Raw genomic sequence first — 25,212 nt, 5'->3', positions numbered from 1 at the left:
GCTTTCGCAACCCGATAAAATCAAAAGACAATGAAACGAACTCTGATAACATCACTTTTGGCATCGGCTCTTCTTTTCGGCGGCGGATGCAGCGACGACTTCGACGACTCCGCCCTGTGGAAAGGGGTCGACGAGATATACAACCAACTCACGGAACTCGAAAAACAGGCCGATCAACTCAACGACCAGATCCGGCTGCTCTCGTCCATCGTCAACGGCGGAGCCATAACCTCGATCACGCAGGACGCCGAGGGCAACGACGTCATCCGGTTCAAGGGGACCGACAATATCGAACACAGCGTCACCGTCGCCACGAAGGACGACGTCTCCTCGGCACCGATCCTCGGTACGAAAGAGGAGAACGGCGTACTCTACTGGACGACTACCGTCGACGGAAACACCGATTTTCTGAAAGACACCGACGGCTCGAAAATCCCCGTTGCGGGGCGTACTCCCGAAATGGCCGTCGACAAAGAGGGTTACTGGACCCTCAACGGCCGGCGATTGACCGATGCGTCGGGAAACCCGGTGAAAGCCGAAGGAAAGCAGACGTCGCTCATCACAGGAATCTCGCGCGACGACAACGGCAACGCCATCTTCACGCTGGGCGACGGATCGACCGTATCCGCACCGATATTCGACGCCTTCAACATCGTCTTCAAGATCGGCGACACCGCCTTCGACGACGAGTACACCGTCGAAGACGTTGCGCAGCCACTCACGATCGGTTACGAGATCACGGGCGAAAAGGCCGACGAAGCGATCCTGAAAATAGTGCGCTGCGAGCAGCTCGCGGCCGTAGTCGACACCTCGGCCGAAACCGTCGTCGTAACCTTCGAAGCGCCTTTCGAAGAAGGATGCTTCGCTCTGATGCTCTGCGACCTGCAAGAGAACGTGCTGATCCGCATGGTGCGTCTGGCGTCGGCGAGCGCCAAACCCGAATATTACGGTATCAAAACCGCGGACGACCTGCGCGAATTCGCCCGGGCCGTAAATACGGGGCGCAACTATGACCGCTATCGCGATGAAACCGGAGACGTCGTTCTGCTGGACGATGTCGACATGAACGGGATCACCGAATGGACCGCCATCGGAACGACCGAACACCCCTTCTCCGGCAAGTTCAACGGCAAAGGCCATACGATCCGCAACATCGCATGGACGGCCGATGCCGCGAAATCGACGGCGCACGGTCTGTTCGGCGTACTGAATCAGGCCTCCGTCCGGAATCTCACGGTCGGCGGCTCGGGCGATCGGATCATCGTCCGGGGGACTGCCGCAGCCGGTACGGCCATCGCGGGCGTAGCGGCGTTCGCTACGGAATCGGTCATCGAAAACGTCGCCAACAACGTCTCGATCTCGTTCGAAGGCGAAGACCCCGCCGACACGCCGGTGATGCTTGCCGGCATCGTCGGACAGATGTCCGGAACGACTCTCGGCGGACAATCCGCCGAAGCGGGGTGTACCAATAACGGCGACATCACCTCAGGAGCGATCGCCAACACCGGAAACGGAGGCAAAGGCATGCAGGTAGCCGGCATCTGTGCGTACATCAAAAATACAGACGGCAACTTCATGGGTCACTGCACCAACAACGGACGCGTGAACGCACCCTCCGGACGCGGCGGAGGGCTGGCCGGAACTTTCGAGAAGGGAACCATCGCCAACTCAACGAACGCCGGACTCGTCGAAGACGACGCAGTCGGACAGTACGCCGGACAGAAGGACAAATACGGCATCAAACGCATGGGCGGTCTGGTCGGAGGTTCGACCTCGGCGGAGTGCATCATCGAGAACTGTACCAATTCCGGAAACGTCATCTCGCACCTCGGCTGCCGTACGGGCGGATTCGCGGGGCACAACGCCGGCACGATCCGCACCTGCAAGAACACCGGCGCCATCATCGGCAACGTGACCGTCGCCGGTTCGGACTATCACGGTCCCGGATGGGCCTGCGGCTATAACAAGAGTGCATCTCTCATCTCGGACTGCATCGGACACGGATTCGTCGGCGATTACGACACGTACAAAGACTCCCCGACGACGGCTCCCGCAGCCATGCACACCTCGGCCGTCTGTCACAAACGTTCGAACTACGACACAGAGGAAAACACCGTGGACTGGACGCTTCCGTCCTACTACGATTGGGAGCTCAAACAGACCGTCGCACTTCACCCCGGAGTGAAATACACCTACTACGAATTCACCAACCTACCGCGTAAAATGCACGTACTGGAACTCGACCTGACGAACGACGCCGTGGAGATATCCACCTCGATGGCCGACGACCTCGTACCCAATCCCAACGGCAACAACAACAGCAACAACGGCAAAAACATCCGCGAGACACTCTCGGAAAACTGCAACCGGAAGCGTGCCGAAGGACAAAACATCATCGCCGGCATCAATTCGGGCTTCTTCAATTCGCATGACGGATTCCCCCGCGGACTGCACATCGAGGAGGGACGCCCCGACTTCGTCAACAACAAGAGCGTCCGCACGTCGCTGACCAACCATGCGAATGCCTTCACTTTCTTCAAGGATCGTACGGTGAGCTGCGGCAAAAAGACCTTCTCCGGCAAAATCGAAGTCGGCGGTACGGAATACGAATACCACTCGATCAACGACACGATCCTGCGTTCGGGCAGCACGTTGCAAGAAGCCAACCTCTATACTGCACGATACAAGAAAATACCCCATCCCGACGCTCCCTCGCTGACCAATACGCTCTCCAAAAAGGCGCTCTACGTCGTCGCGAAAAACAAGTCGGGCAATCCCGTGACGGTCAACGACGGCTGGTTCGAAGCCACTGTAACCCAGATCGCGGACGGTCGTTCGACGGAGCTCGCCGAAGCGCCCTATCTGACGGCCCTCGACGAGTGGGCCGTACAGCTCACCGGCGCGACGGCCGAAACGCTCGCCGGAAAACTCTCCGTGGGTTCGACGCTCCGCATCCGCGCAGACGTGACGGTCAACGGAATCTCGACCCCGATTCTGACACAGAACTCCACGATGTATCAGTTCATGGTCGACGGCGAAGACAAGAGTTTCGACACAGACAAATACGACCCGATGACTTACGTGGGCATCGACAAGGCCGGAACGAAAGTCTGCTTCTTCGTCATCGACGGCCGTCAGGACTGGATTTCGATGGGCGTAAAATTCTATGAAATGGTCCGCATCGCCCAAAAATTCGACTGCTGGAACGTAACGAGATTCGACGGCGGCGGTTCGACGGCCATGTGGCTCTACACCGACGGCGCCGGCAAGGTGGTCAACCAGCCGTCCGATGCGAAAGGCGAACGCTCGTGCATGAACTACCTCCACGTGCGGATCAAACAATAATCCCTTAAACAGCAAGAAAAATGAGAAAGTTTTCGAACATCATATCGCTCGCCGCATGTTTCGTTCTTCTTTGGGGATGCGACGAATACGACGACGGAGAGCTGCGGCAAAACATCGATGCCATCGAGCAGGAACTCACGGAGACCGAAAAGCGTGTCGAGCGACTGAACGAAGAGATGAATTCGCTTTCGGCGTTGATCAACAGCAGCTTCATCTCCTACCTCAAACAAGACGACGAGGGCAACTACGTCATCAGCTACCGCGACCACGGCGGCGAAACGAAGACCGTTACCCTCGCCACGCAGGACGACGTGGTAACCGCTCCGATCGTCGGTGCCGGCGAATTCACCGACGGGAAACTCTACTGGCGCACGACCGCCGACAACGGCAAGACCTATCAGTGGCTGCTCGACAAGGAGGGCAAGATGATGCCCGTGGGCGGCGTACCTCCCGCGATGGACATCGATGCCGAAGGATTCTGGATCGTCGACGGCCAGCGTCTCACGGACAAGGAAGGCAATCCCATACTGGCCAACGATGTCAGCAACACCCTCTTCCAGAAGGTGGAGACCGACGAAGAGAGCGGTATGGTCCGCTTCACGCTCGCCGACGGAAGCACCTTCGAGATTCCGGTGTTCGAAGCCCTGAGCATCCGGTTCGATGCAGCTCCCGTAACGGCCGTCCCCGACCGTTCGATACCGGTCGAAATCGAATACACCGTAGCGGGCAGCGAAGCCGAAACGGCGTATGTCGACTACTTCACGGCATGGAACGTAACGGTGAAAATCGACAAATACACCCGTACGATCTCGGTGAAGCTGGACGAAAATGCCGAAGAGGGCAATGTCGTCGTCATCGCCTCGGCCGGCGGCAATACCGTTCTCAAACCATTATTCTTCACCTATGGAACGGCCCAGATCGACCCTCCGACGTGGGATCCGCAGTTCGGAACGGGAGCGGAGGTGGCCCTCGAAGGCGAATTCACGGAATTCGACATCAGGGTGTCGGCCAACATCGACTATGAGGTAACGATCGCAGAGGAGTGTCAGTCGTGGCTCAAACCCGCCCCCAAGACACGCGCGGAGACGGTCACGACGACCCACTCGTTCGTAGCCGACTACTATGAAAACGACAGCGGCGCTGACCGCAAAGGCTCGATCACATTCTCGAATCGCCCCTACGGCATCACCGTAACGCTCGGCGTCCGCCAATCGCCGGTCGTTCCCGACACCCCGACCGAACCGGGCATCGCAACGGGCGCAGACCTCGTGGCCTTTGCCAAGGCCGTCAACGCCGGCGGAAGCACGGATCGTTGGGAGAACGCTTCGGGAGAGGTGGTGCTGCTCAACGACATCGATCTGACGGAACTTACCGAATGGACTCCGATCGGACAGGGCAAGGCCACCGGATCGCCCTCCTACAATACGTTGACAAACCCCTTCACGGGCGTGTTCGACGGCCAGGGTTTCACGATCAAGGGAATCCGATGGACCTTCAACGTCGAGAACGAGACGACCCATCTCCACGGCCTGTTCGGAGCGATAAAGGACGCTACGATCAAAAACCTCAAACTGGGCGCCGCAGGGGATCAAATTACCCTCGCGGGTACGAGTCAGAACGTCGTATCGGCCGGTGCACTGGCGGGTTACGCCGAAGGATCGACGATCGTCAACGTCACCAACAATGTCTCGGTGATCCTCACGGGCGACAATCCCGACGCCACGCTGATGATGCTCGCCGGTATCGCCGGATGCATCAAGTCCACGACCATCGGCGGCGAAACGAAAGACGACGCCGTCATCAACAACGGCGATGTGAAGACCGGTCGCATCACCAACACAGCCAACGGGGGTACGGGTATGAACATCGGAGGCATTTGCGCCTTCACGCTCGGTGCGGGAACCAAGCTCAACTACTGCACCAACAACGGCGAAATAAGCGCTCCCACAGGACGCGGCGGCGGTCTGGTCGGCACGCTGGGCGGCAGTACGACCGAAGAGAACGGCACGGTGATCGCCAACTCGACCAACAACGGAACGATACAGGACGATGCCATCGGTCAATACGGCGGCAGCAAGGACTACTACAACTATAAGCGCATGGGCGGTCTGGTCGGCGGTACGGTTACCAACAACAACCTCCGCATCGAATACTGCACCAACAACGGCAATGTCTTCTCGCAACTGGGATGCCGTACGGGAGGTTTCGTGGGCCACAATCAGGCGACGATCGTCGGTTGCGTGAACAAGGGAACGATCCTGGCCAACATCACCTACGCCTCCGGCGAACCGCAACACGGACCCGGTTGGGCCTGCGGTTACAGCGGCAAGAAGCTCGTCACACAATGCGCCAAGGGAGGTCGTGTCGGCGAATGGGATACCTACAAGGACAATCCGGGCAGCGCTCCCGAGGCCACGAACGACAACGCCCTGTGCTACAAGAACGGCGATTATTTCGATCCGTCGCAGAACTACTAACGCTTAATTCAGACATCCATGAAACGATTTCTATATCTCTTGCTCCTCACGGCGACAACCTTCGTCTACGGATGCAGCGACTACGACGATTCGCAACTCAGCGGACGTCTCGACGACATCAAGGAGCGGATCGCAAAACTTCAAGACCGCATCGCCTCGCTCAACAGTCAACTCGCCGACCTGAGCGAACTGACATCGGGCAACGTCATCACGGAGATGACCGAAGACTCCGAAGGCAATTATATCATCACCTACAAGGACAACAAGAACGAGGAGAAGAGCATCGTACTGGCCACTGTCGACCAGATGCTCAACGTCCCGCTGCTCGGTGTCGAACTCGACCCGCAGAACAATCTATATTACTGGACCGTAACGGCTGACGGCAAGACTTCGCCGCTGCTCGACAAAGCCGGCGAAAAGGTGCCCGTAAGCGGATACACGCCCGAAGTATCGGTCGACGCCGAGGGATTCTGGACCGTCAACGGCGAACGGCTGAACGACGCCGAAGGAGATCCGATCGAAGCCAACGACGGCGAAAGCTGCCTGTTCAAGGATATTGCCCGCGACGCCAACGGCAACCTGTCGCTGACGCTCGGCGACGGGAAGGTCATCACGCTCCCCATCCAGCAGGTACTGAATCTCACGCTCTCGACAGCAATCAACACCACCGTCGTCGACCCGACGGTTCCCGCAACCATCGAATATGAACTCCACGGCGAACATGCCGCGGAAGCACTGGTCGGCATCGCCGAGGCCGAAGGGGTCGAAATCGTCCTGGACAGGAAACAGCAGCGGATCACCGTCACCTTCCCGACCGGATTCGACGATGGATACATGATCGCAATGGCCTACGACATGCAGGAGCATACGGTACTGCGACCGGTATTCTTCACCAAGGCGACGAGCGATCGGATCGAGATCCGAACGGCCGAAGAACTCGTGCAATTCGCCGAAAACGTCAATGCCGGAACGGGCGCACAGCGAATGACCGCCGTATTGATGAACGACATCGATATGACGAAGATCGCGTCGTGGATTCCCATCGGCAACGGTTCGTTCGTCGCCACGGCTTCGGAATCGAAAGTCGAGGGTGCGGCTTTCGAAGGGACGTTCGACGGTCAGGGCCACGCGCTGCTGAACTGCAAGATGACCGGAGCACTCACCTCGGACAATCAAGTCTACGGACTGTTCGGCATCCTCAAAGGCGCCACGGTACGGAACCTCGTATTGGGTGCCGAAAGCGGCGACACGGGGTCGTTCACCGTTTCGGGCAACGGAACGACCTCGACCGGCGTCATCGCCGGCGCCTGCGTCGACTCGAAGATCGAGAAATGCACCAGCTATCTACCGATGATTTGCGAAGGCAACAACTCGGCAAACAAGCTGATGACCATGGGGCTCGTCGGCTTCGTCTACGGCGCCGGCACGAGCGAGGATACCGTTTCGCAACTGACCGATTTGACAAACTACGGTGCACTGAAAGCGGATCCGGGTGCCGCCAACGCCAACGGATTCACCTCGACTCAGGTCGGAGGCATCGCCGGATTCTCGAACACCTCCCGCACATCGACCTTCGCCAATCGGTTCCTGCGCTGCATAAATCACGGAGACATGACCGTTTCGACAGGACGCGCTTCGGGCATCGTCGCCGCAGCCAACACCTTCACGCACATCGTCGAATGCGAGAACTACGGCGACATGATGAATACCTATGCGGGCTCCAAGGGCGGACGTCTGGGCAACATCACCTGCATCCTCGGCACCCAGTCGATCATAAACGGCTGCACCAACCACGGCGACGTCGTGACGACCAACTCCCAATCCCACGCCGGAGGACTGCTCTGTCTGTCCAATGCCACAGACTGCGAAATCATCAATTCGGCCAACTACGGCAACGTAATCTCCGACCTCACGACCTACCGCGGCACGCTCGTAGCCAATATCAACAGCCTCGGAAAGATGGACAACAACATCGCAGGCGGCGGAATAGGATCCTACAACGGCGGCGACTACGAAATGGTCGCCATCAACGAAATGAACTTCATGGATTATATCGGAAAGATCAAGGCCGGCAACGAAGAGCGCGTGACCAATACCAAGTACGGAGGCGAGGTCTCGACGGCCAAAGGCATTCGCACGGCCGACGATCTCGTGGCTCTCGCGGCTGCGGTCAACTCCGGCAAGCCGCTCGGCGAATGGCAAAACGAAAACGGAGAGATCTGCCTGCTGACCGACATCGACATGTCCGAGGTCGCCGAATGGACACCCATCGGCAAGGCGACCTTCGTCATCGCAAACAACAAACTCACGGTCTCCGGAACCCCCTTCGCAGGACATTTCAACGGCCAGGGTTACCGGATCCGCAATCTGAAAATGGTCGCTGCGAACAGCGAGGAGGGGGCTACATACGGATTGTTCGGAACTTTGGCACCCGGCGCCGTGATCGAGAATTTCTCGTTCGACACAGGCTGTTCGTTCACCGTCGCGTCCACAGCCGGTTCATCGAACGGCGTAGTGGCCGGACTGGTTTACGACGCTACGGTGCGTGACATCACGAGCAGCGCTCCGATGCTTTTCCAGGGTGCGGCGGGCAATGTCCGCATCACGATGGCCCTGATAGGAACGGCCTTTGCCGAAACAGCCAACGTCACGATCGACAACGTGAACAACAACGGCACGATCACGGCCGAAAACCGAGACAACAATACGAACGGAGGCGCCACGGGCTACCACATCGCCGGCATTGCGGGATTCACCACCAACGACGGGGCTTCGCAGCAGAAAGTCATCATCTCCGACTGCATCAACTACGGCGACATCACCTCCGCGACAGGACGCACCGCGGGCATCGTCGCAGCGGCCAACCGCTATACCCAACTGGCCAACTGCGTAAATCACGGCAAGCAGCTGAACACTTGTCCGAAAAACGATGCGGGACGTTTGGGTAACATCGCCTGCAACATGGGCGCAGGGTCGTCGATGATCGGATGTTCGAACTACGGCGATCTCACCTCGACGACCGGTTCCCGCTGCGGCGGCATCACGTCGGCGGCAGGCGACGCGACCTTCGAGAACTGCGCCAACTACGGTACGATCCTGACCGACAGCCCCTATCGAGGTGTATTCTGGGGGTATAACAACGCCGTGGCACAATGGACTGACTGTACGGCCGGCGGCAAGGTCGGAACCTACAACGCCAATGCTCCCGTTTTCGACTCCTATGCCGATGCCGAGCAAGCCAACTACCTGGGGAAACAAGGAGCGAACCAATCGGCCCTTACGAATATCGCCTACCAAATCGGAAACTCGGGCGGAGGAAGCGCGGGCGGCGACGCGGAACTGCGCATTCTCTTCATCGGGAACAGTTTTACGAAAGATGCCGTGGAGCATCTGCCCGGCATTCTGAAAGCCATGGGCATCGACAAGGTGAAGATGACACACATGTATTACGGAGGGCGTACGGTTCCCGAATACAACAACGGCTTCGCCACCGTGAACGACTACCGTTGCTACGAATGCAATCCGGGAGCGGCCGGCTGGACCGAATCGATGAACAAGACGATCAAAGAGGTAGCCGCTTCGGAGCAGTGGGACGTCGTGACCATCCAGGAACACACGGGCAAGGTCAACGCATGGAAGTGGACCTCGGCCGAGAAAGAGGCTTTGCAGGGACTCATCGACAACGTCAAGTCAACGCAAACCGGCGCCATGCCCAAGTTTTACTATATTCTGTCGCAGGCCTATGCCGATCCCGCACTCGTCAGCTATTCGCAACAGACGGTGATCGTCAACAACTTCGCCTCGTCGCAGACGGACATGTACGCCGCCATCGTCGCACAAGGCCAAAAAGTAATGAGCGAAGTCGCATTCGACGATGTGATCGCCACGGGCACCGTCCTGCAAAATCTCCGCACGTCGAAACTCCAAAACGCGATGGACATGACCCGCGACGGGTACCACATGGACTACGGCATTTCGCGTTATGCCGCATCGTGCGCCGTATTCGAAAAACTGATCTCGCCTGCCTTCGGAGGTGTGACGCTCGACGGAAATCCGTTCCGCTATACGACATCGAACACCACCCACGGCAGCTATTCGACCCCTGTTACCGAGGCGAATGCCCCGATCGCCCTGCAAGCAGCGCGCTATGCCCTGACTACGCCCTACGCCGTCACCGACATGTCCCACATCGGGCAGGAAAGCCCCGATAACGGCATCGAGGACACGGAATTCGAGGAGGACCAGAACAAAGAATAATTTTGCAGAAAAAATGAAAAAAACATATATCATCCTATTCGGCGCAGCATTGCTGCTCGGAAGCTGCACCCGAAATCCCGAAACCGACGAACCGACTCCGCCCCACGCCTCATCAGGACTCGTCATCAAAGCCTCCTGCACTCCGGCAACGCGAACCGACATCATCGAAGGAAAAAGCACATGGGAAGTCGGCGATCGCATTACGGTCGTCTACGACGGTACGGCCTATGTCTACACGGCTACCGAAGCGGGTGCCACGACCACCTTCGCCAGCGATACGGGGATCACGGCCTACGACCCCTCGAAACCGCTGACGGCCTACTATCCCGTCACGACCGTCGAAGGCACCGTTGCGGTGGAACCCCAGCGTACAATCACCCTGCAAGGCACGGAGCAGACCAACACGGCCTGCGCACCGCTGGTCGGGACACCGCTCGATAAGAATCTTGCGGAGGGTGCACTCCATGTCTCGTTCCGCAATATCTTCTCGGTCATCGAACTGCGCATCGATGCCGGCGAATTGGATAGTCCGGCGCAATCGCTCGCCGTGGAACCCGCCTCGCAGGAGGACTTCGACGGCTATCTGACCTTCACAGGTACGGTCGACCCTTCGACCCTCGCCCTCACGCCGGCCCCCGGCGGAACGGGATCGAAACTGACGTTGCATTTCCCCGATAACGCCGATCTGACCCGTCCCCAGACAATCAAGTTCCCCGTAGGGCGCTTCATCTCCGAGGCCGGTCTGAAACTCACGCTCACGACGACCGACGGCAGAACCTACACAAAAAACATCTACAAATCGGGAATACGCACCTACAACGAGAAGAACGGTATCTTCTCGGCCCGCCATCTCGCCAAAGCGCTCTACGCCTTCGCGTCTCCGGGCGGTATCGAGACGGCCGACGATCTCATCGAATTCGCCGCAGCAGTCAATGCGGGCGAAAGTCTCGCCCCCTGGCAAGATGAACGAGGCTTCGTCGTACTGCTCAACGACATCGACATGACCGGCATCGAAACGTGGACACCGATCGGCGATGCGGTCTGTCCGCTGACGGGCACCAACGCATTGACGATCGAATCGGGACGTCCATTCACGGGCTTCTTCGACGGGCAGGGGCACTCGATCCGTAATTTCCACATGGTATGCGACAACTCGACTCCCAACCGCGCATGGGGATTCTTCGGCGCATTGGGCCCCGGAGCCGTCGTCGAAAATCTCGTCTTCGACGCCTCCTGTTCGCTGGCGGTCAAAGCCTCGAAAGGAACCGACTGCGGCATTCTGGCCGGCGTGGTCTACGACGCTACCGTGCGCAATATCGTCAACAACGCCCCGATGTCGTTCGACGGCTCGGCAGGCAACGTCCGCATGACGATGGGCATGGTCGGACTCGCCTTCGCCAGCAAAGGCGTCGTACTCGACCGCCTGACCAACGAAGCCGCCCTCACGTCCGAAGACGGCGGCAATACCGGCAACGGAGCGACGGGCATACACGTCGGCGGCATCTGCGGGTTCAGCACCAACCTCGCCAGTTCGGCCAACCCCGTAATCTTCAACGGATGTATCAACCGCGGCGACCTCACGACAAAGGTCGGACGTGCTTCCGGCATCGTCGCCGCAGCCAACCGCTACACGCACCTGACCGACTGTACCAACTACGGACTCAACGACAACGCCTTTCCCAGATCGGGATACGCCCGCCTCGGCAACATCACCTGCATCACCGGACCGGGAATCAAATTCACCAACGTCGTGAACCGCGGCGATCTAATCAGCCGTACGAAGGGGGCCGCCGGCGGCATTCTCTGTCTGGTAAACCACAACGACAACGAATTCATCGGATGCGAGAGCTACGGCCGTGTCATCTCCGACCGCCCCGACAACGACTACAAGGGAACCTTCTTCGGACAGTGTAAAAAAGCCGCGAAGTTCCGAAACTGCATCGCACAAGGTGACGTGGGAACCTACAACGGAGGCGATTGCATCATGACGGGCGTCAACGCCGACAACTACATGGACTATCTCGGCGCCTACGACGCCTCGGCAGTCGACGTCACTCCGGCGAACATCCTCTATCGTCCTGCCGGAAACTGATATAAGAAAACGAAGTCTTCATCCAACGATAACCTATGAAACGAAAAATCACTCATCTGCTGATTCTCGCCGCTGCTCTCACCGGAGCAGCGTGCGGAGAACAGACCGCCCCGTCGCAAACCGGCGGCCGGGCCGAAGCGATCGTCGCCGAACTGCACGATCCCGCATCGAAAAAAGTGTTGGTCGTCTCACACCGCGGCGACTGGCGCAACTGGCCCGAAAACTCGATTCCTGCTATCGAATCCGTAATCCGCATGGGAGTCGACATCATGGAACTGGATCTCAAACTGACCAAGGACAGCGTGCTGGTGCTCTGCCACGACAAGACGATCGACCGTACGACCAGCGGAAAAGGCCGTGTCTGCGACATCACCTACGACTCGATCCGCCGCTGCAAGTTACGCCGGGCACACAACGTCGTTACCGACGATCTGCGGATGCCGACCCTGCGCGAAGCGCTGGAAGTCTGCAAAGACCGCATCGTGGTGAACATCGATCAGGGGTACGAATATTACGACCTCGCGCTGGCCGTCACCGAGGAGCTGGGCGTCACGGATCAGGTGCTCATCAAGGGCAAGCGTCCGGCGGAGGTCGTGGCCGCGAAGTTCGCCGCCTATCCGCACAACATGATGTACATGCCGGTCATCGACATCCTCAAACCGCAGGGACGCGAACTCTTCGAAGAGTACCGGAAATCGGAGAACCAGCCGTTGGCCTACGAGGTCTGCTGGGACGAATATACGCCCGAGGTGGAAGCCTGCATGAAACGCATCGTGGACGGCGGTTCGAAGCTCTGGGTGAACTCGCTTTGGAGTTCGCTCTGCGGCGGATTGGACGACGACAAGGCCTTTGAAGGCGGCCCTGCCGCAATTTACGGAAAACTGATTGACATGGGCGCGACCCTGATCCAGACCGACCGCCCTGAATTACTGATCTCGTATCTCCGCAGCCGGGGGCTGCACGATTGACTCGCTGAAACTTATGAAAAAATTACTGATTCTGCTACTGTGCAGCGCCCTTTTCCACTCCGGTCCCGTCTTCGGATGGGGACGCGAAGGGCACGAGACAATTGCCAAGATCGCCGAACGCAACTTGACGAAGCGAGCGAAAAAACGCATCGAAAAATACCTCGGAGGGCACTCGATCGTCTACTATGCCAAGTGGATGGACGAATACCGCAAGACCCCCGAATATGCATTCACGGACGGCTGGCACACGGCGCCTGTCGATGCCCGTCTCCATTACTCGGACGAATTGCTCAACCCGAAACGCGGCAATGCCATCTACGGACTGGAATCCGCCATACGCATCCTCGAAAATTACCGGGAGCAAAGCGATTCCACCGTGGCCGTCAACCTCAAATACGTCATTCATCTGGTGGGCGACATGCACTGCCCCGCGCACATCAAGTACGCGACCCACGACATGAAATACGACGTACTTTTCGAAGACAAATATCGCAAAGCGCACAAGTTCTACGTCCACAGCGTCTGGGACAACGAGATCATCACCGTCTCGCGTATCTGGTCGGTCAGCGAATGGGCCGATGAACTGGACCGTCTTCCGAAAAGCGACAAACAGGCCATCGCTGCCGGAACGCCCCGCGACTGGCTGCACGATGCCGCCGTATGCTGCGAAGTGCAGTTCGAATGGGCCAAACCCGACGCCCGGCTGGGACAGGACTTTCTGAACAAGGCCCTGCCTCTGGTCGAAAGTCAAATCCGAAAAGCCGGATACCGGCTCGCCCGTTTGCTGAACGGTCTTTTCGATTAACGGACTTCGGAATTCATGAATCGGATCAAGGAATTTTATCGCATCAGTCGTCCGGCTCCCAAGCGGGAGCTGGACGACACTGCGTGCGACAGATACTACCGCCGTCTCCGGCTGCAAGCATTTACCGCCGCGACACTCGGATACAGTCTATACTACGTTTGCCGAACGAGTCTCAACGTCATGAAAAAGCCGATACTCGACAGCGGTTCGCTCGATGCCTCACAACTGGGCATCATCGGGTCGGCGCTCCTATTTGCCTATGCCGTCGGCAAGTTCGTCAACGGATTCATCGCCGATTACTGCAACATCAAACGCTTCATGGCCACGGGTCTCGTCGTTTCGGCCTCGGCAAACGCGCTGATGGGCGTACTGGGCCTCGCCCAGTCGGTCATCCCCACGGCCGTCGTCTTCGTCGCCTTCGCCGTAATGTGGGGGCTCAACGGCTGGGCGCAATCGATGGGCGCACCTCCGGCAATCATCTCCCTCTCACGCTGGTATCCCCTCAAAGAACGCGGAACCTACTACGGATTCTTCTCTGCAAGCCACAACCTCGGAGAGTTCTTTTCATTCCTCTTCGTAGGGTCGATCGTGACCTTCGCCGGATGGCAGGCCGGCTTTTTCGGATCGGCAGCAGCGGGAGCCATCGGGGTAATCGTCATCCTCTGCTGGCTCCACGACACCCCTGAATCCAAAGGATTGCCTCCGGTCGAGACTCTGGCGCATGAAAAGTCCCGGTCCCAAGCCGACAGATCCGTGAAGGAGATCCAGAAACAAGTACTCAAAACCCCTGCGGTATGGATATTGGCGGCTGCCAGCGCCTTCATGTACATCTCCCGCTACGCCATCAACGGATGGGGCGTACTGTTTCTGCAAGAAGCCAAAGGGTTCTCCGACAGCGAGGCCATCTCGATCGTATCAATCAACGCCCTGCTCGGAATTCTCGGAACCGTACTTTCGGGTTGGTTCTCCGACAAACTCTGCAAGGGAGACCGAAAGCTCCCCGCCCTGTTATTCGGCATACTGAATTCCGTCGCACTGACATTGTTCCTGTACGGCGGTACAGAGGTGTGGGTGAATGTGCTGGCGATGGTACTCTTCGGAATCGCCATCGGCGTACTGATTTGTTTCCTCGGAGGTCTGATGGCCGTGGACATCGTCCCCCGCAAGGCTACCGGCGCCGCATTGGGCGTCGTGGGAGTAGCATCTTACTGCGCCGCCGGCATTCAGGACGTAGCCTCAGGATGGCTCATCGACGCACACATAACCGTCGCCGCCGACGGCACGAAAGTCTATGACTTCGCCCCCGTGGCGTTTTTCTGGATAGCAGCATCCGTCATCTCATTTCTGCTCCCGCTGCTCAACTGGAAATCGAACGTCTCCGACAAGCAGGCGGAATAGGGCAATTGATCCTCATCTTCTTCGGCTCGCTTCTCGGAAGCGAGCCTTCTTTTTGCCGCTCCCGCTCCGAAAGAGCGGACGCTCAGACCCGCGACGAACCGGCCTTCTCCATCGCTTTTCGGAATCGGCGACTTCTCCCAGACAGAGTTCGCCCCGGCAGGGCCATACGCACGTATGACCCTGCCGGGGCGAACCGAGGAGGACGGAAAGCCTCCTCTGAAATCCGAAACTACTTCTGCATGTAACCCTTGATGTAGTGGTGGTGCGAACCGAAACGCTCGAACGCCGCACGATCCAACTCCTCCTGTGCCGAGGGGTGGGCGATCGAGATCACCAGACGGGCGCGCTCCTGCAACGTCTTGCCGTAGAGGTCGACCGCACCGTTCTCGGTCACCAGCCAGTGGATATGGTTGCGGGTCGTAACGACGCCGGCTCCCGTATCGAGCACCGGAGCGATCTTCGATACGCCCTTGGTGGTGATCGAAGGCATGGCGATGATCGCCTTTCCGCCCTTCGACAGCGAAGCGCCGTAGACGAAATCGACCTGACCGCCCACGCCCGACCAGAACTTCGTACCGATCGAATCGGCGCAGACCTGACCCGTCAGGTCGACCTGGATGGCCGAGTTGATGGCCACGAAGCGGTCGTTCTGCGAAATGACGTAGGGATCGTTCGTATATCCCACGTCCATCATCAGCACACCGGGGTTGTCGTCGATGAAGTTGTAGACCTCCTGCGAACCCATCAGGAACGTCGAGACCATCTTGCCCGGATCGGTTTTCTTGGCCTCGCCGTTGATAACGCCCTTGCGTACGAGCGGCAGCACGCCGTCGGCGAACATCTCGGTATGGATACCCAGGTTCTTATGGTTGCCCAGCTGCGCCAGCACGGCGTTGGGAATGGCTCCGATGCCCATTTGCAGCGTCGCGCCGTCCTCGATCAATTCGGCGCAGTGCGCGCCGATAGCCTTCTCCACGTCGCTCGGTTCGGAGAACTTCGCCTCGACGAGCGGCTGGTCGTCCTGCACGAACAGGTCGATCTTCGACAGGGGAATCATCGCCTGACCGAAGGCACGGGGAACGTACTTGTTCACCACGGCGATCACATGGTCGGCGCATTCGATAGCCGCCAGCGTAGCGTCGACCGACGTTCCCAGCGAAACGTAGCCGTGCTTGTCCGGCGGGCAGACCTGAATCATCGCCACGTTGCAGGGCACCGCACCCGACCGGTACAGCTTCTGCGTTTCGCTCAAAAAGATCGGAATGTAATCGGCGTAGCCGCTCTGCGTCACCTTCCGGACATTCGCGCCGACGAAGAGCGAATCGAGCTGGAAGACACCCTCGAACTTCGGGTCGGCATAGGGCGCCGGCCCTTCGGTGTGCAGATGGTGCACGTGGACGTTCTTCAACTCGCCGGCCTCGCCGCGGGCGCACATGGCCTTGATGAGGCACTGCGGGGCCGAAGCCACCGAACTCAGATGGACATGATCGCCCGACTTGATGACCTTCACGGCCTCCTCGGCTGTTGTGAATTTGATCGGAGTATTCATTACTGCCTTTTTAAGTTTGAGATTAGGTATTTAAACAATCGATATTATTTGCGTTTCACTTCGACCTGCTCGTACCCCTCGACGATATCGCCCACGCGGATATCGTTGAACGACTCGATATTCAGACCGCAGTCCTGTCCCGTGGTCACCTCCTTGACGTCGTCCTTGAAGCGTTTGAGCGATCCGAGCTTGCCGGTGTAGATGACGATGCCGTCGCGGATGACGCGGATCGGCGTCGAGCGCTGCAACTTGCCCTCGCGGACGACACATCCGGCCACCGTGCCGACCTTCGTGATCTTGAAGATTTCCAGCACCTCGACCGAGCATACGATCTCCTCCTTCATCACCGGTTCGAGCATACCCTCGATCGCGTCCTTGATGTCGTTGATCGCGTCGTAGATGATCGAGTAGAGACGGATTTCGATCTCCTCCTTCTCGGCCGTCTTGCGCGCCGCAGCCGACGGACGCACCTGGAACCCGACGATGATGGCGTTCGACGCGGCGGCCAGCAGCACGTCGGACTCCGAAATCTGTCCCACGGCGGCATGGATGACGTTGACCTGCACGGTCTCCTTCGAGAGCTTGATGAGCGAGCCGGCCATCGCCTCGACCGAACCGTCCACATCGCCCTTGACGATGATGTTCAGCTCCTTGAACGATCCGATGGCGATACGGCGGCCGATCTCGTCGAGCGTCACGTGCTTCTGCGTCATGATGCCCTGCATGCGCTGCAACTGCTCGCGTTTGCTGGCGATCTCACGCGCCGAACGGTCGTCGTCCATCACGTTGAACGTATCGCCCGCCTGCGGAGCGCCGTTGAGACCCAACACCTGCACCGGCGTCGCGGGCCCCGCTTCGGTCACCTTCTTGCCGTTCTCGTTGAACATCGCCTTCACGCGGCCCGTATGGATACCCGACAGCAGAACGTCGCCCACATGGAGCGTGCCGTTCTCCACGAGCACCGTAGCCACGTAGCCGCGCCCCTTGTCGAGCGTCGACTCGATGACCGTACCGGTCGCCTTGCGGTCGGGGTTGGCTTTCAGATCGAGCATGTCGGCTTCCAGCAGCACCTTTTCGAGCAGTTTGTCGAGATTGAGCCCCTTCTTGGCCGAAATATCCTGGCTCTGGTACTTGCCGCCCCACTCCTCGACCAGATAGTTCATCTGGGCCAGCTGCTCCTTGATATGGTCGGGATTGGCGTTGGGCTTGTCGATCTTGTTGATCGCGAAGACCATCGGCACGCCGGCAGCCTGCGCGTGGTTGATCGCCTCGACCGTCTGCGGCATGACGCTGTCGTCGGCCGCCACGATGATGATCGCCACGTCGGTGACCTTCGCGCCGCGGGCACGCATGGCCGTGAAGGCTTCGTGTCCCGGCGTATCGAGGAAAGTGATCTTGCGGCCGTTGAGCACGACGCTGTACGCGCCGATGTGCTGCGTGATACCGCCCGCCTCGCCTTCGATGACGTTGGTCTTGCGGATATTGTCCAGCAGCGACGTCTTGCCGTGGTCGACATGGCCCATGACGGTCACGATCGGCGGGCGCGGCACGAGGGATGCCTCGTCGTCGACTTCGTCGTCGGCGATCGCCTCCTGGATGTCGGCCGATACGAACTCGACCTTATATCCGAACTCTTCGGCCACGACCACCATCGCCTCGGCGTCGAGACGCTGGTTGATCGAAACCATCAGGCCCAGGTTCATGCAGGCCGAAATCACCTCGTTGACCGAAACGTCCATCATCGTAGCCAGCTCGCTGACGGTGACGAACTCGGTCACTTTGAGGATCGAACGCTCCTTCTGCTCGCGCTGCATCTCCTCGTTCAGGCGTTCGGCCACCAGCTCGCGTTTCTCCTTGCGGTACTTGGCGCCCTTCGACTTGGCACCCTTCGAGGTCAGGCGTGCCAGCGTATCCTTCACCTGCTTTGCTACCTCCTCGTCGCTCACTTCGGGACGCACGACGGGTTTCACCACACGGGCGCTCTTCTTCTTGTTGCGGCCATCGCCCGGACGCGGCTGACCGCCGCCCCTGCCGGAGGCATTGCCGCCGGCCTGCGAACCGCCGCCGTTACCGCCTCCGCGGCCCGCAGGCTGCGCGCGGTTGACGTCCACCTTCTCCTTCGACAGGCGTTTGCGTCTATGCTTGCCGCCCGGCACCATGGCCGAAACGTCGATCTTGCCGAGCACCTGAGGACCCGTCAGCGTCTCGGTCGCCGGACGGAAAATATCGTCTTTCTTCTCGGCCTGCCGCTCGTCGTAGGTCTTCTGCTGCGCCTCGGCCGAAGCCATGGGCCGTACCGGTGCGGGCGTCGGCGTCACCGCAGGCGCCGCAGGGGCGGGCTTCCCGACCGCCGGAGGCGTCACGGCCGGCGCTGCCGGCTGCGGCTCGGGAACCTCGACGGGCGTCGGCACGACCGGTTCGGCCGGAGCGGGAACCGCCGCAGGAGCGGGCGCCGGCGTCGGAGCAGGTTTCGCCGCAGGGCGCGGAGCCGGGGCCGGCGTTGCAGCCGGAGCCGCCTTCGGGCCTTTGCCCGAGAGGTCGATCTTGCCCAATATCTTGGGACCCATGCTCGCCACCTCGTCCTTCACGCTGATGACGTTGCTCTTGACCAGCAACTCCTCGTCGTTCTTTCCGCCCTTGCCCTTCGCGTCGTCGTCGAGGGTGACGGTCGCCTGCTTCTGCGCGATGCGCTCGCGGATATTGACACGTTCGCTGTTGACGGCACGGCCCGCGCCGAACTCTTTTTCGAGAAGGGCATAAGTCTCCGCATCGACCAGCGCATTGGGCGATCCGTCGCTCTTGACCCCCTTCTTTTGCAGGAAGTCCGTGATGGTGTTGATGCCCACATTGAACTCCTTTGCAACCTGGATGAGTCTTATTCTTCTTTCATTTGCCATATTGTCTGTTCTCCTTTCTTTGTCTCGTTATTCGAATTCGGCTTTGAGAATCTCCACCACCTTCTGGGCCTGCTCCATTTCCAGATCGGCGCGCGAAGCGATCTCCTCGACCGAAAGTTCCAGCACGCTCTTCGCCGTATCGCATCCGACGGCTTTCAGCGCGTCGATGATCCACGCATCGATCTCGTCCTTGAATTCGTTCAGGTCGACGTCCTCCTCCTCGACCTCGCGGTAAACGTCGATGTCGTAGCCGGTGAGCATCTTCGACAGGCGGATGTTCAGACCGCCCTTGCCGATGGCCAGCGACACCTGATCGGGTTTGAGATAGACCGAAGCGGTCTGCTTCTCCTCGTCGATGGTGATCGACGAGATCTTGGCCGGATTGAGCGAACGCTGGATCATCAGCTGGGTGTTGGTCGTATAGTTCACCACGTCGATGTTCTCGTTGCGCAGCTCCTTGACGATGCCGTAGATGCGCGACCCCTTCATACCCACGCAGGCGCCCACCGGATCGATCCGCTCGTCGTACGACTCGACGGCCACCTTGGCGCGCTCGCCCGGTATGCGGGCGATCTTCTTGATCGTAATCAGCCCGTCGGCGATTTCAGGCACCTCCTGCTCGAAGAGCCGTTCGAGGAACTGGTTGGCCGTACGCGAGAGGATGATGCGCGGCTGGTTGTTGTTCATCTCCACGGCCTTGACGATCGCCTTGATCGTATCGCCCTTGCGGTAGAAGTCGTTGGGAATCTGCTCCGCCTTGGGCAGGATCAGTTCGTTTTCGTCCTCGTCGAGGATCAGCACCTCCCTTTTCCAGACCTGGTAGACTTCGCCGGTGATGATCTCGCCCACCTGCTGCGAATATTTCTCGTAGAGGCTGGCCTTCTCCAGATCGAGGATGCGCGACGCGAGATTCTGACGCAGCGACAGCACCGTGCGGCGGCCGAACGACGAGAGCTTGATCTCATCGGCATACTCGTCGCCCACCTCGTAGGTCGGATCGATGGCCTTCACCTCCGAGACGGCGATCTGCGCGTTGGGATTCTCCACCTCGCCGTCGGCCACCACCGTGCGGTTGCGCCAGATTTCGAGGTCGCCCTTTTCGGGGTTGATAATCACGTCGAAGTTTTCGTCCGTCTCGTACTGCTTTTGCAGGGCGTGGCGGAAAACGTCCTCCAACACGCCGATCATCGTGCTCTTGTCGATGTTTTTCAGCTCCTTGAATTCAGCGAAGTTGCTGATCAGATTCAGATTATCCATGTTGCGTTATCTTATTTTTATTATTTTGATCCGTCTACTTGAAATCCAGGTACTCCTTCGTATATTTCACCTCGGAGAAGGCGTAGCGTTTGACCACCTTCACCAGCTGCTTGCGCTTTTTGCCCTCGACCGCCTGCTTCTCCTCGTAGGAGAGCGTGATTCCCCCGGCATCCGCCGCATCGAGCAGCGCACGGATCTTCGTGCCGTTCAACAACAGCACTTCGACCGGACGGCCCACCAGCTTGCGGAACTGCCGTTCGCATTTCAGCTCTTCGCCGATACCGGCCGAAGCCACCGTGAGCGAAAAATCCTCTTCGTCGTCGGCCATCGCTTCGTTGACGGCGCGGTTGACGGCGGCGCAGGTTTCGAGCTGCACGGAGGTGTCGCTGTCCAGCAGCAACTCCACCTCGTTGGAAGGGGAAACCTTACAGCTCACCACAAACACATCGGTACCAACGAGTTGCTGCTCGGCAAGCGCCTTGATTTTCTGACAATCGATCATAATCGTTTCGGATATATTTACGAAATAAGGGGACTCCTGTCCCCTTACTGCTTCTTTTCACGCCACAAATATAGTAAAATTTTCTTCTACCACAAATATTTACGAAGAAAAATCGTTCCGACGCTCCCTTCGGCTGCCGCGAACGGCTCGGAAAGCCTCCGATACGGAGCGGTTTCGGGTCAACGGCGCGTCTCCGGGATCGGAGTCGGAAACCGTACTCCCGCCGTTTCCTCGGAATTCCGCACCTCCTTTCGCCGGAACGATGCCGATCCGCTCGGCGGATGCACGGCAGGGCCGATCCGCCCCCTGACCGGAACACGAAGGAACCGTACCGCGCGGCAACCGGAAATTCCGCACGGTACGATTCCCCAAGATTTCGGCTGCGCGCTATGCGTGCGAGCGCTTCGACACGCATAGCGCGAGGATGAACGAAAGGGCCGAGGCCGCGATCCAGAAGAGGGCTGCGGCCTCGAAATCGTAGCGAGCGACGCCGTCGACGACCGTTTTTCCCTCGTTGATGAGCCACCCGCTCACGATGTCCTGCAACCCCGCGCCGATGTAGCTGGCCATGCCGACGATGCCCAGGGCCGCGCCGGTTGCCTCGCGGGGTACGATGTCGATGGCCATCAAACCTCCGAGGAAGCAGATCAGCACGCCGATTGCCATACCGAAGAGCACCATGCTCAGCATGTTGACGAGTATGCCGTCGCCCGAATAGAGGAACAGACACAGCGCGACGGTATTCAGCACGCCGAAACCGAAGGCCAGCACATTGCGGCGTCCGTGAAACAGCGTATCGGACAACCAGCCCGAAAAGACCGTCCCGACGATGCCCAGCAGCGCGTTGACCGAAATGACCTGTGTGGCCAGAGCCAGCGAGTAGCCCTTGACCTCCTGCAAGAACAGCACGCCCCAACCGTTGACGGCATAGCGCGAGACATACATGAAGGCGCTCGACAGGGCCAGCACCCAGACGAAGGGATTGCGGATGACCGAACGCTGCAAGTCGGAGGTCGAACCGTGGTCATGGCTCTGTCCGGGTGACTCCTCGCCGGTCAGCACCTCGATCGGAGGCAATCCTTTGGATTCAGGGGTGTCGTGAAGCAGGAAGACGATCACCGCTACGCCCAACACGCCCGCCACCGACGAGCCGACGAAGCCCCATTGCCAGCCGAAGATGCCGACGACGGCCCCGACGAAGAGGAACGACAGGAATTCGCCGAGGTTGTGGCTGGCGCTGAAAAAACCGTAGTAAGTGCCGCGTTTGCTCAGGGGATACCACCGCGACAGCGCGATGATCGCAGGTGGTGCGCCCATCGATTGCGCCCATCCGTTGACGCCCCACATCACGGCGAAGGCGACGAACAGCGTCATGTTGCCCGCCAAGCCCGCGCCGCCCGCGAATCCCAGCACCCCGACCAGCAGGTTGGCGACGGCCGAGACGCACAGTCCGGCCGCCATGAAGCGCTTGATGTTGCTGTGGTCGGAGAGAAAGCCGTTGACGAATTTGCCTATGGCATAGGCGAACAGCAGCGCCGAACCGATGATACCCAGCTGCGTGGCGTCGAGCGCCCCGCTTTCGAGAATCGGTTTCTTGACCACGTTGAGACTCGTGCGGCAGACGTAATAGAGACTGTAACCGACCGTACCGGCGATGAAACTCTGGAAGCGGAGTTTCCGATACAGTTTCATGCGCGCCGCGTCGTCTCCCGCGAAGGGTGCCGACGGCGCGCTTTTTCGAAAGAAAGAGAGTATGCTCATTCGTTTGTCGGAAAATGGTTTCAGGTTGCGGGATCGTCATTCGGCGAAGGTCAGTTCGACCTGCACCGGAAAATGATCCGACGGAGTCCGTGCACGGTAGGGCTTCGCGCTACCGGCGGGCTCCTTCGTACGGTAGGTGTCGGTCAGGATGCCGTAGCGCAGCACGCGGAATCCTTCGGTCACGAAGAGATAGTCGATGCACCGGAACGTCTTGCGGTCGGGATCGAAGCCGTTCTCGGTGCCGGTCTCGGCATAGCGGAGTTCGGCCAGATCGCAAGCGTCGAACAGCAGCTTCGAATCGCGCAGCACGGCATAGCTTTCGCTCGTCTGGCCCACGTTGAAATCTCCCGTGAGCACGGCGCGCTCGCCGCGGCACATCGTCCGAATGCGGTCGACCACCAGCCGACAGCTTTCGACCTGCGCACGCCGGCCCTTGTGATCGGTATGGAGCGTGAAGAACCAGAACCGCTCGCCGCTCTCCCGATCGAGGAACCGGCCCCAGCAGCAGATGCGGACATATTTGGCATCCCAGCCCTTGCTCGGACGCGAGGGTTCCTCCGAAAGCCAGAAATGCCCCGAGTCGAGCAGTTGGAAACGGTCTTTCTTGTAGAACACCGCCGCATATTCGCCCGCCTCGGCCCCGTCGTCGCGTCCGACGCCGGTGTAGCCGTAACCGGGAAGCGCCGCGAGAAGATCCAGAAGCTGGCTGTGGAACACCTCCTGAGCTCCGAAAATGTCGAAATCGTGGTAACGGATCAGCGAGGCGATCACCGGAAGCCGCCGCTCCCAGCCGTCGCCCCTCGCATCATCTCCGGCATTGAGCTGGCGCACGTTGTAGGTCGCCGCAGAGAAGCTCTGCGCGAAGCCACCCGTCGTCGCCGCGCAGAGGGCGGCGATACAGAACAGCACTTTTTTCATGATCGTATCGTTACCCGCGGCGTCCTTTCGATTCGAGATAGCGGATCAGCAGTTCGGGACGGTCGGTCTGGATGATAGTCGCCCCCATGTCGAGCAACCGGCCGTAGACCTCCTCCGTCTCTCCCCGGAAAGCGCGGTCGTCGTTCAGCCCGCCGCAGAGCGACGGCCAGAGCGAGTTCACCCAGAGCTTCGAACCGCCGTCCACGATGCGTTTCATGCAGGCTTCCACCTCGGGCGTATATTCGTCCCAGCAGACTTCGTAGGCCAACGGCTGCTTTTCCGATTTCTGGTACTCCTCGAAGAGTTCGCGTCCCTGCGGTTTGAGGATGTCGATGACCGGCATGTACATCATGTTGTGCGGATAGGCGGCGAACTTCGCCGCCACGACCTCCGCCGGACGCTTGCCCTTGATGAGCACCTGATCCGTGACGCCCAGCTCCTCGGTGACGGCCAGCGCGAGGTCGTAATATTCGTACCCCTGATCGATGTTCACCACGATGCGGTCTTTGCAGACCTCTAACGCTTCGCGCAGGGTCGGCATCCGCAGATCGGTCTTCTGATTGTGCGCCGTACGGAGCACGCAGCGGCGGATCGAGTCGTAGGTGATGTCGCAGACTCGGCCTTTTCCGCTGGTCGTACGGTCGATCGTCTTGTCGTGGCAGAGCACCAGTACGCTGTCCTTGGTCAGTTTGAGATCCATCTCCATGACATCCACGCCCATCGCGATCACGGACTCGATGGCGTCGATCGAGTTTTCGGGCCAGTTGCGCCAGTCGCCGCGGTGTGAGACGACCAACACTTTTTTCGATGCGGGATCGTGCAGTTCGGCCAGAATCCGGTCCGTGCGGCGGCCGGCGGCCGGTTCAGGTTGCGACGCGCACGAGCAGAGGAGTGCCGCCGCGCCGAATAATATCAGCAAACTTTTCATTTTCAATCGTTTTTTTTCAAATTTGACAAAAGGCGGAAGGCCTGCCGTAGGGCACGGC

The 25,212-nt window shown here is 59.3% G+C and carries 14 protein-coding genes; 7 read left to right on the top strand and 7 right to left on the bottom strand.

What is annotated here, in order from left to right; genetic code table 11:
* The first annotated feature begins 30 nt into the window (after positions 1 to 30).
* Genes FMF02_RS09070 through FMF02_RS09040 form a run of 7 tightly spaced genes read left to right on the top strand, consistent with a single transcriptional unit; the run spans position 31 to position 15,342 of the window.
* A complete protein-coding gene (locus tag FMF02_RS09070) occupies positions 31 to 3,345 on the top strand; it encodes a phosphodiester glycosidase family protein (protein WP_141412911.1) in 3,315 nt (1,104 codons plus the stop codon).
* 20 nt (positions 3,346 to 3,365) lie between these two features.
* A complete protein-coding gene (locus tag FMF02_RS09065) occupies positions 3,366 to 5,822 on the top strand; it encodes a PL29 family lyase N-terminal domain-containing protein (protein ID WP_019130080.1) in 2,457 nt (818 codons plus the stop codon).
* Between the two features lie 18 nt (positions 5,823 to 5,840).
* Positions 5,841 to 10,079: a DUF4886 domain-containing protein gene (locus tag FMF02_RS09060; RefSeq protein WP_244611556.1), complete on the top strand. Its 4,239-nt coding sequence runs from the start codon at positions 5,841 to 5,843 to the stop codon at positions 10,077 to 10,079.
* 13 nt (positions 10,080 to 10,092) lie between these two features.
* Positions 10,093 to 12,171 carry a hypothetical protein gene (locus FMF02_RS09055; protein ID WP_179952759.1) on the top strand — a complete coding sequence of 693 codons (2,079 nt, stop codon included), beginning with the start codon at positions 10,093 to 10,095 and terminating at the stop codon, positions 12,169 to 12,171.
* 35 nt (positions 12,172 to 12,206) lie between these two features.
* Positions 12,207 to 13,139 (top strand): glycerophosphodiester phosphodiesterase family protein, encoded by a 933-nt coding sequence (locus tag FMF02_RS09050; protein WP_141412910.1) that lies wholly within the window; start codon positions 12,207 to 12,209, stop codon positions 13,137 to 13,139.
* A 13-nt stretch (positions 13,140 to 13,152) separates the two neighbouring features.
* The gene (locus tag FMF02_RS09045; protein WP_141412909.1) at positions 13,153 to 13,944 is read left to right on the top strand and encodes a S1/P1 nuclease; all 792 of its coding nucleotides are present in this window, start codon (positions 13,153 to 13,155) and stop codon (positions 13,942 to 13,944) included.
* Positions 13,945 to 13,959: 15 nt separating this feature from the next.
* Positions 13,960 to 15,342, top strand: a complete 1,383-nt coding sequence (locus FMF02_RS09040) for an MFS transporter (protein WP_141412908.1) — start codon at positions 13,960 to 13,962, stop codon at positions 15,340 to 15,342.
* A gap of 229 nt (positions 15,343 to 15,571) precedes the next feature.
* On the opposite strand, the gene FMF02_RS09035 is transcribed toward FMF02_RS09040, so the two are convergent.
* From FMF02_RS09035 to FMF02_RS09005, 7 genes are all read right to left on the bottom strand, one after another.
* Entirely contained in the window at positions 15,572 to 16,891 is a 1,320-nt protein-coding gene (locus tag FMF02_RS09035; protein ID WP_019130086.1) for an acetyl-CoA hydrolase/transferase family protein, read from the bottom strand.
* A gap of 44 nt (positions 16,892 to 16,935) precedes the next feature.
* Positions 16,936 to 19,788: a translation initiation factor IF-2 gene (gene infB, locus FMF02_RS09030; protein WP_141412907.1), complete on the bottom strand. Its 2,853-nt coding sequence runs from the start codon at positions 19,786 to 19,788 to the stop codon at positions 16,936 to 16,938.
* Between the two features lie 27 nt (positions 19,789 to 19,815).
* Complete coding sequence (gene nusA, locus FMF02_RS09025) at positions 19,816 to 21,045, bottom strand: transcription termination factor NusA (protein ID WP_019130088.1); 1,230 nt, start codon at positions 21,043 to 21,045, stop codon at positions 19,816 to 19,818.
* Between the two features lie 34 nt (positions 21,046 to 21,079).
* On the bottom strand, positions 21,080 to 21,547 hold the full coding sequence (gene rimP, locus FMF02_RS09020; RefSeq protein WP_141412906.1) for a ribosome assembly cofactor RimP: 468 nt from the start codon (positions 21,545 to 21,547) through the stop codon (positions 21,080 to 21,082).
* A 387-nt stretch (positions 21,548 to 21,934) separates the two neighbouring features.
* Complete coding sequence (locus tag FMF02_RS09015) at positions 21,935 to 23,308, bottom strand: MFS transporter (protein ID WP_141412905.1); 1,374 nt, start codon at positions 23,306 to 23,308, stop codon at positions 21,935 to 21,937.
* A 36-nt stretch (positions 23,309 to 23,344) separates the two neighbouring features.
* Positions 23,345 to 24,226 (bottom strand): endonuclease/exonuclease/phosphatase family protein, encoded by an 882-nt coding sequence (locus FMF02_RS09010; RefSeq protein ID WP_141412904.1) that lies wholly within the window; start codon positions 24,224 to 24,226, stop codon positions 23,345 to 23,347.
* A 10-nt stretch (positions 24,227 to 24,236) separates the two neighbouring features.
* On the bottom strand, positions 24,237 to 25,154 hold the full coding sequence (locus FMF02_RS09005; RefSeq protein WP_141412903.1) for a glycerophosphodiester phosphodiesterase family protein: 918 nt from the start codon (positions 25,152 to 25,154) through the stop codon (positions 24,237 to 24,239).
* Positions 25,155 to 25,212 lie beyond the last annotated feature (58 nt).

This window comes from Alistipes communis (genome assembly GCF_006542665.1).
In the GTDB taxonomy this organism is placed as follows: domain Bacteria; phylum Bacteroidota; class Bacteroidia; order Bacteroidales; family Rikenellaceae; genus Alistipes; species Alistipes communis.
The sequence above is the reverse complement of the archived record's forward strand: the minus strand, read 5'-3'. Positions and strand labels throughout refer to the sequence as shown.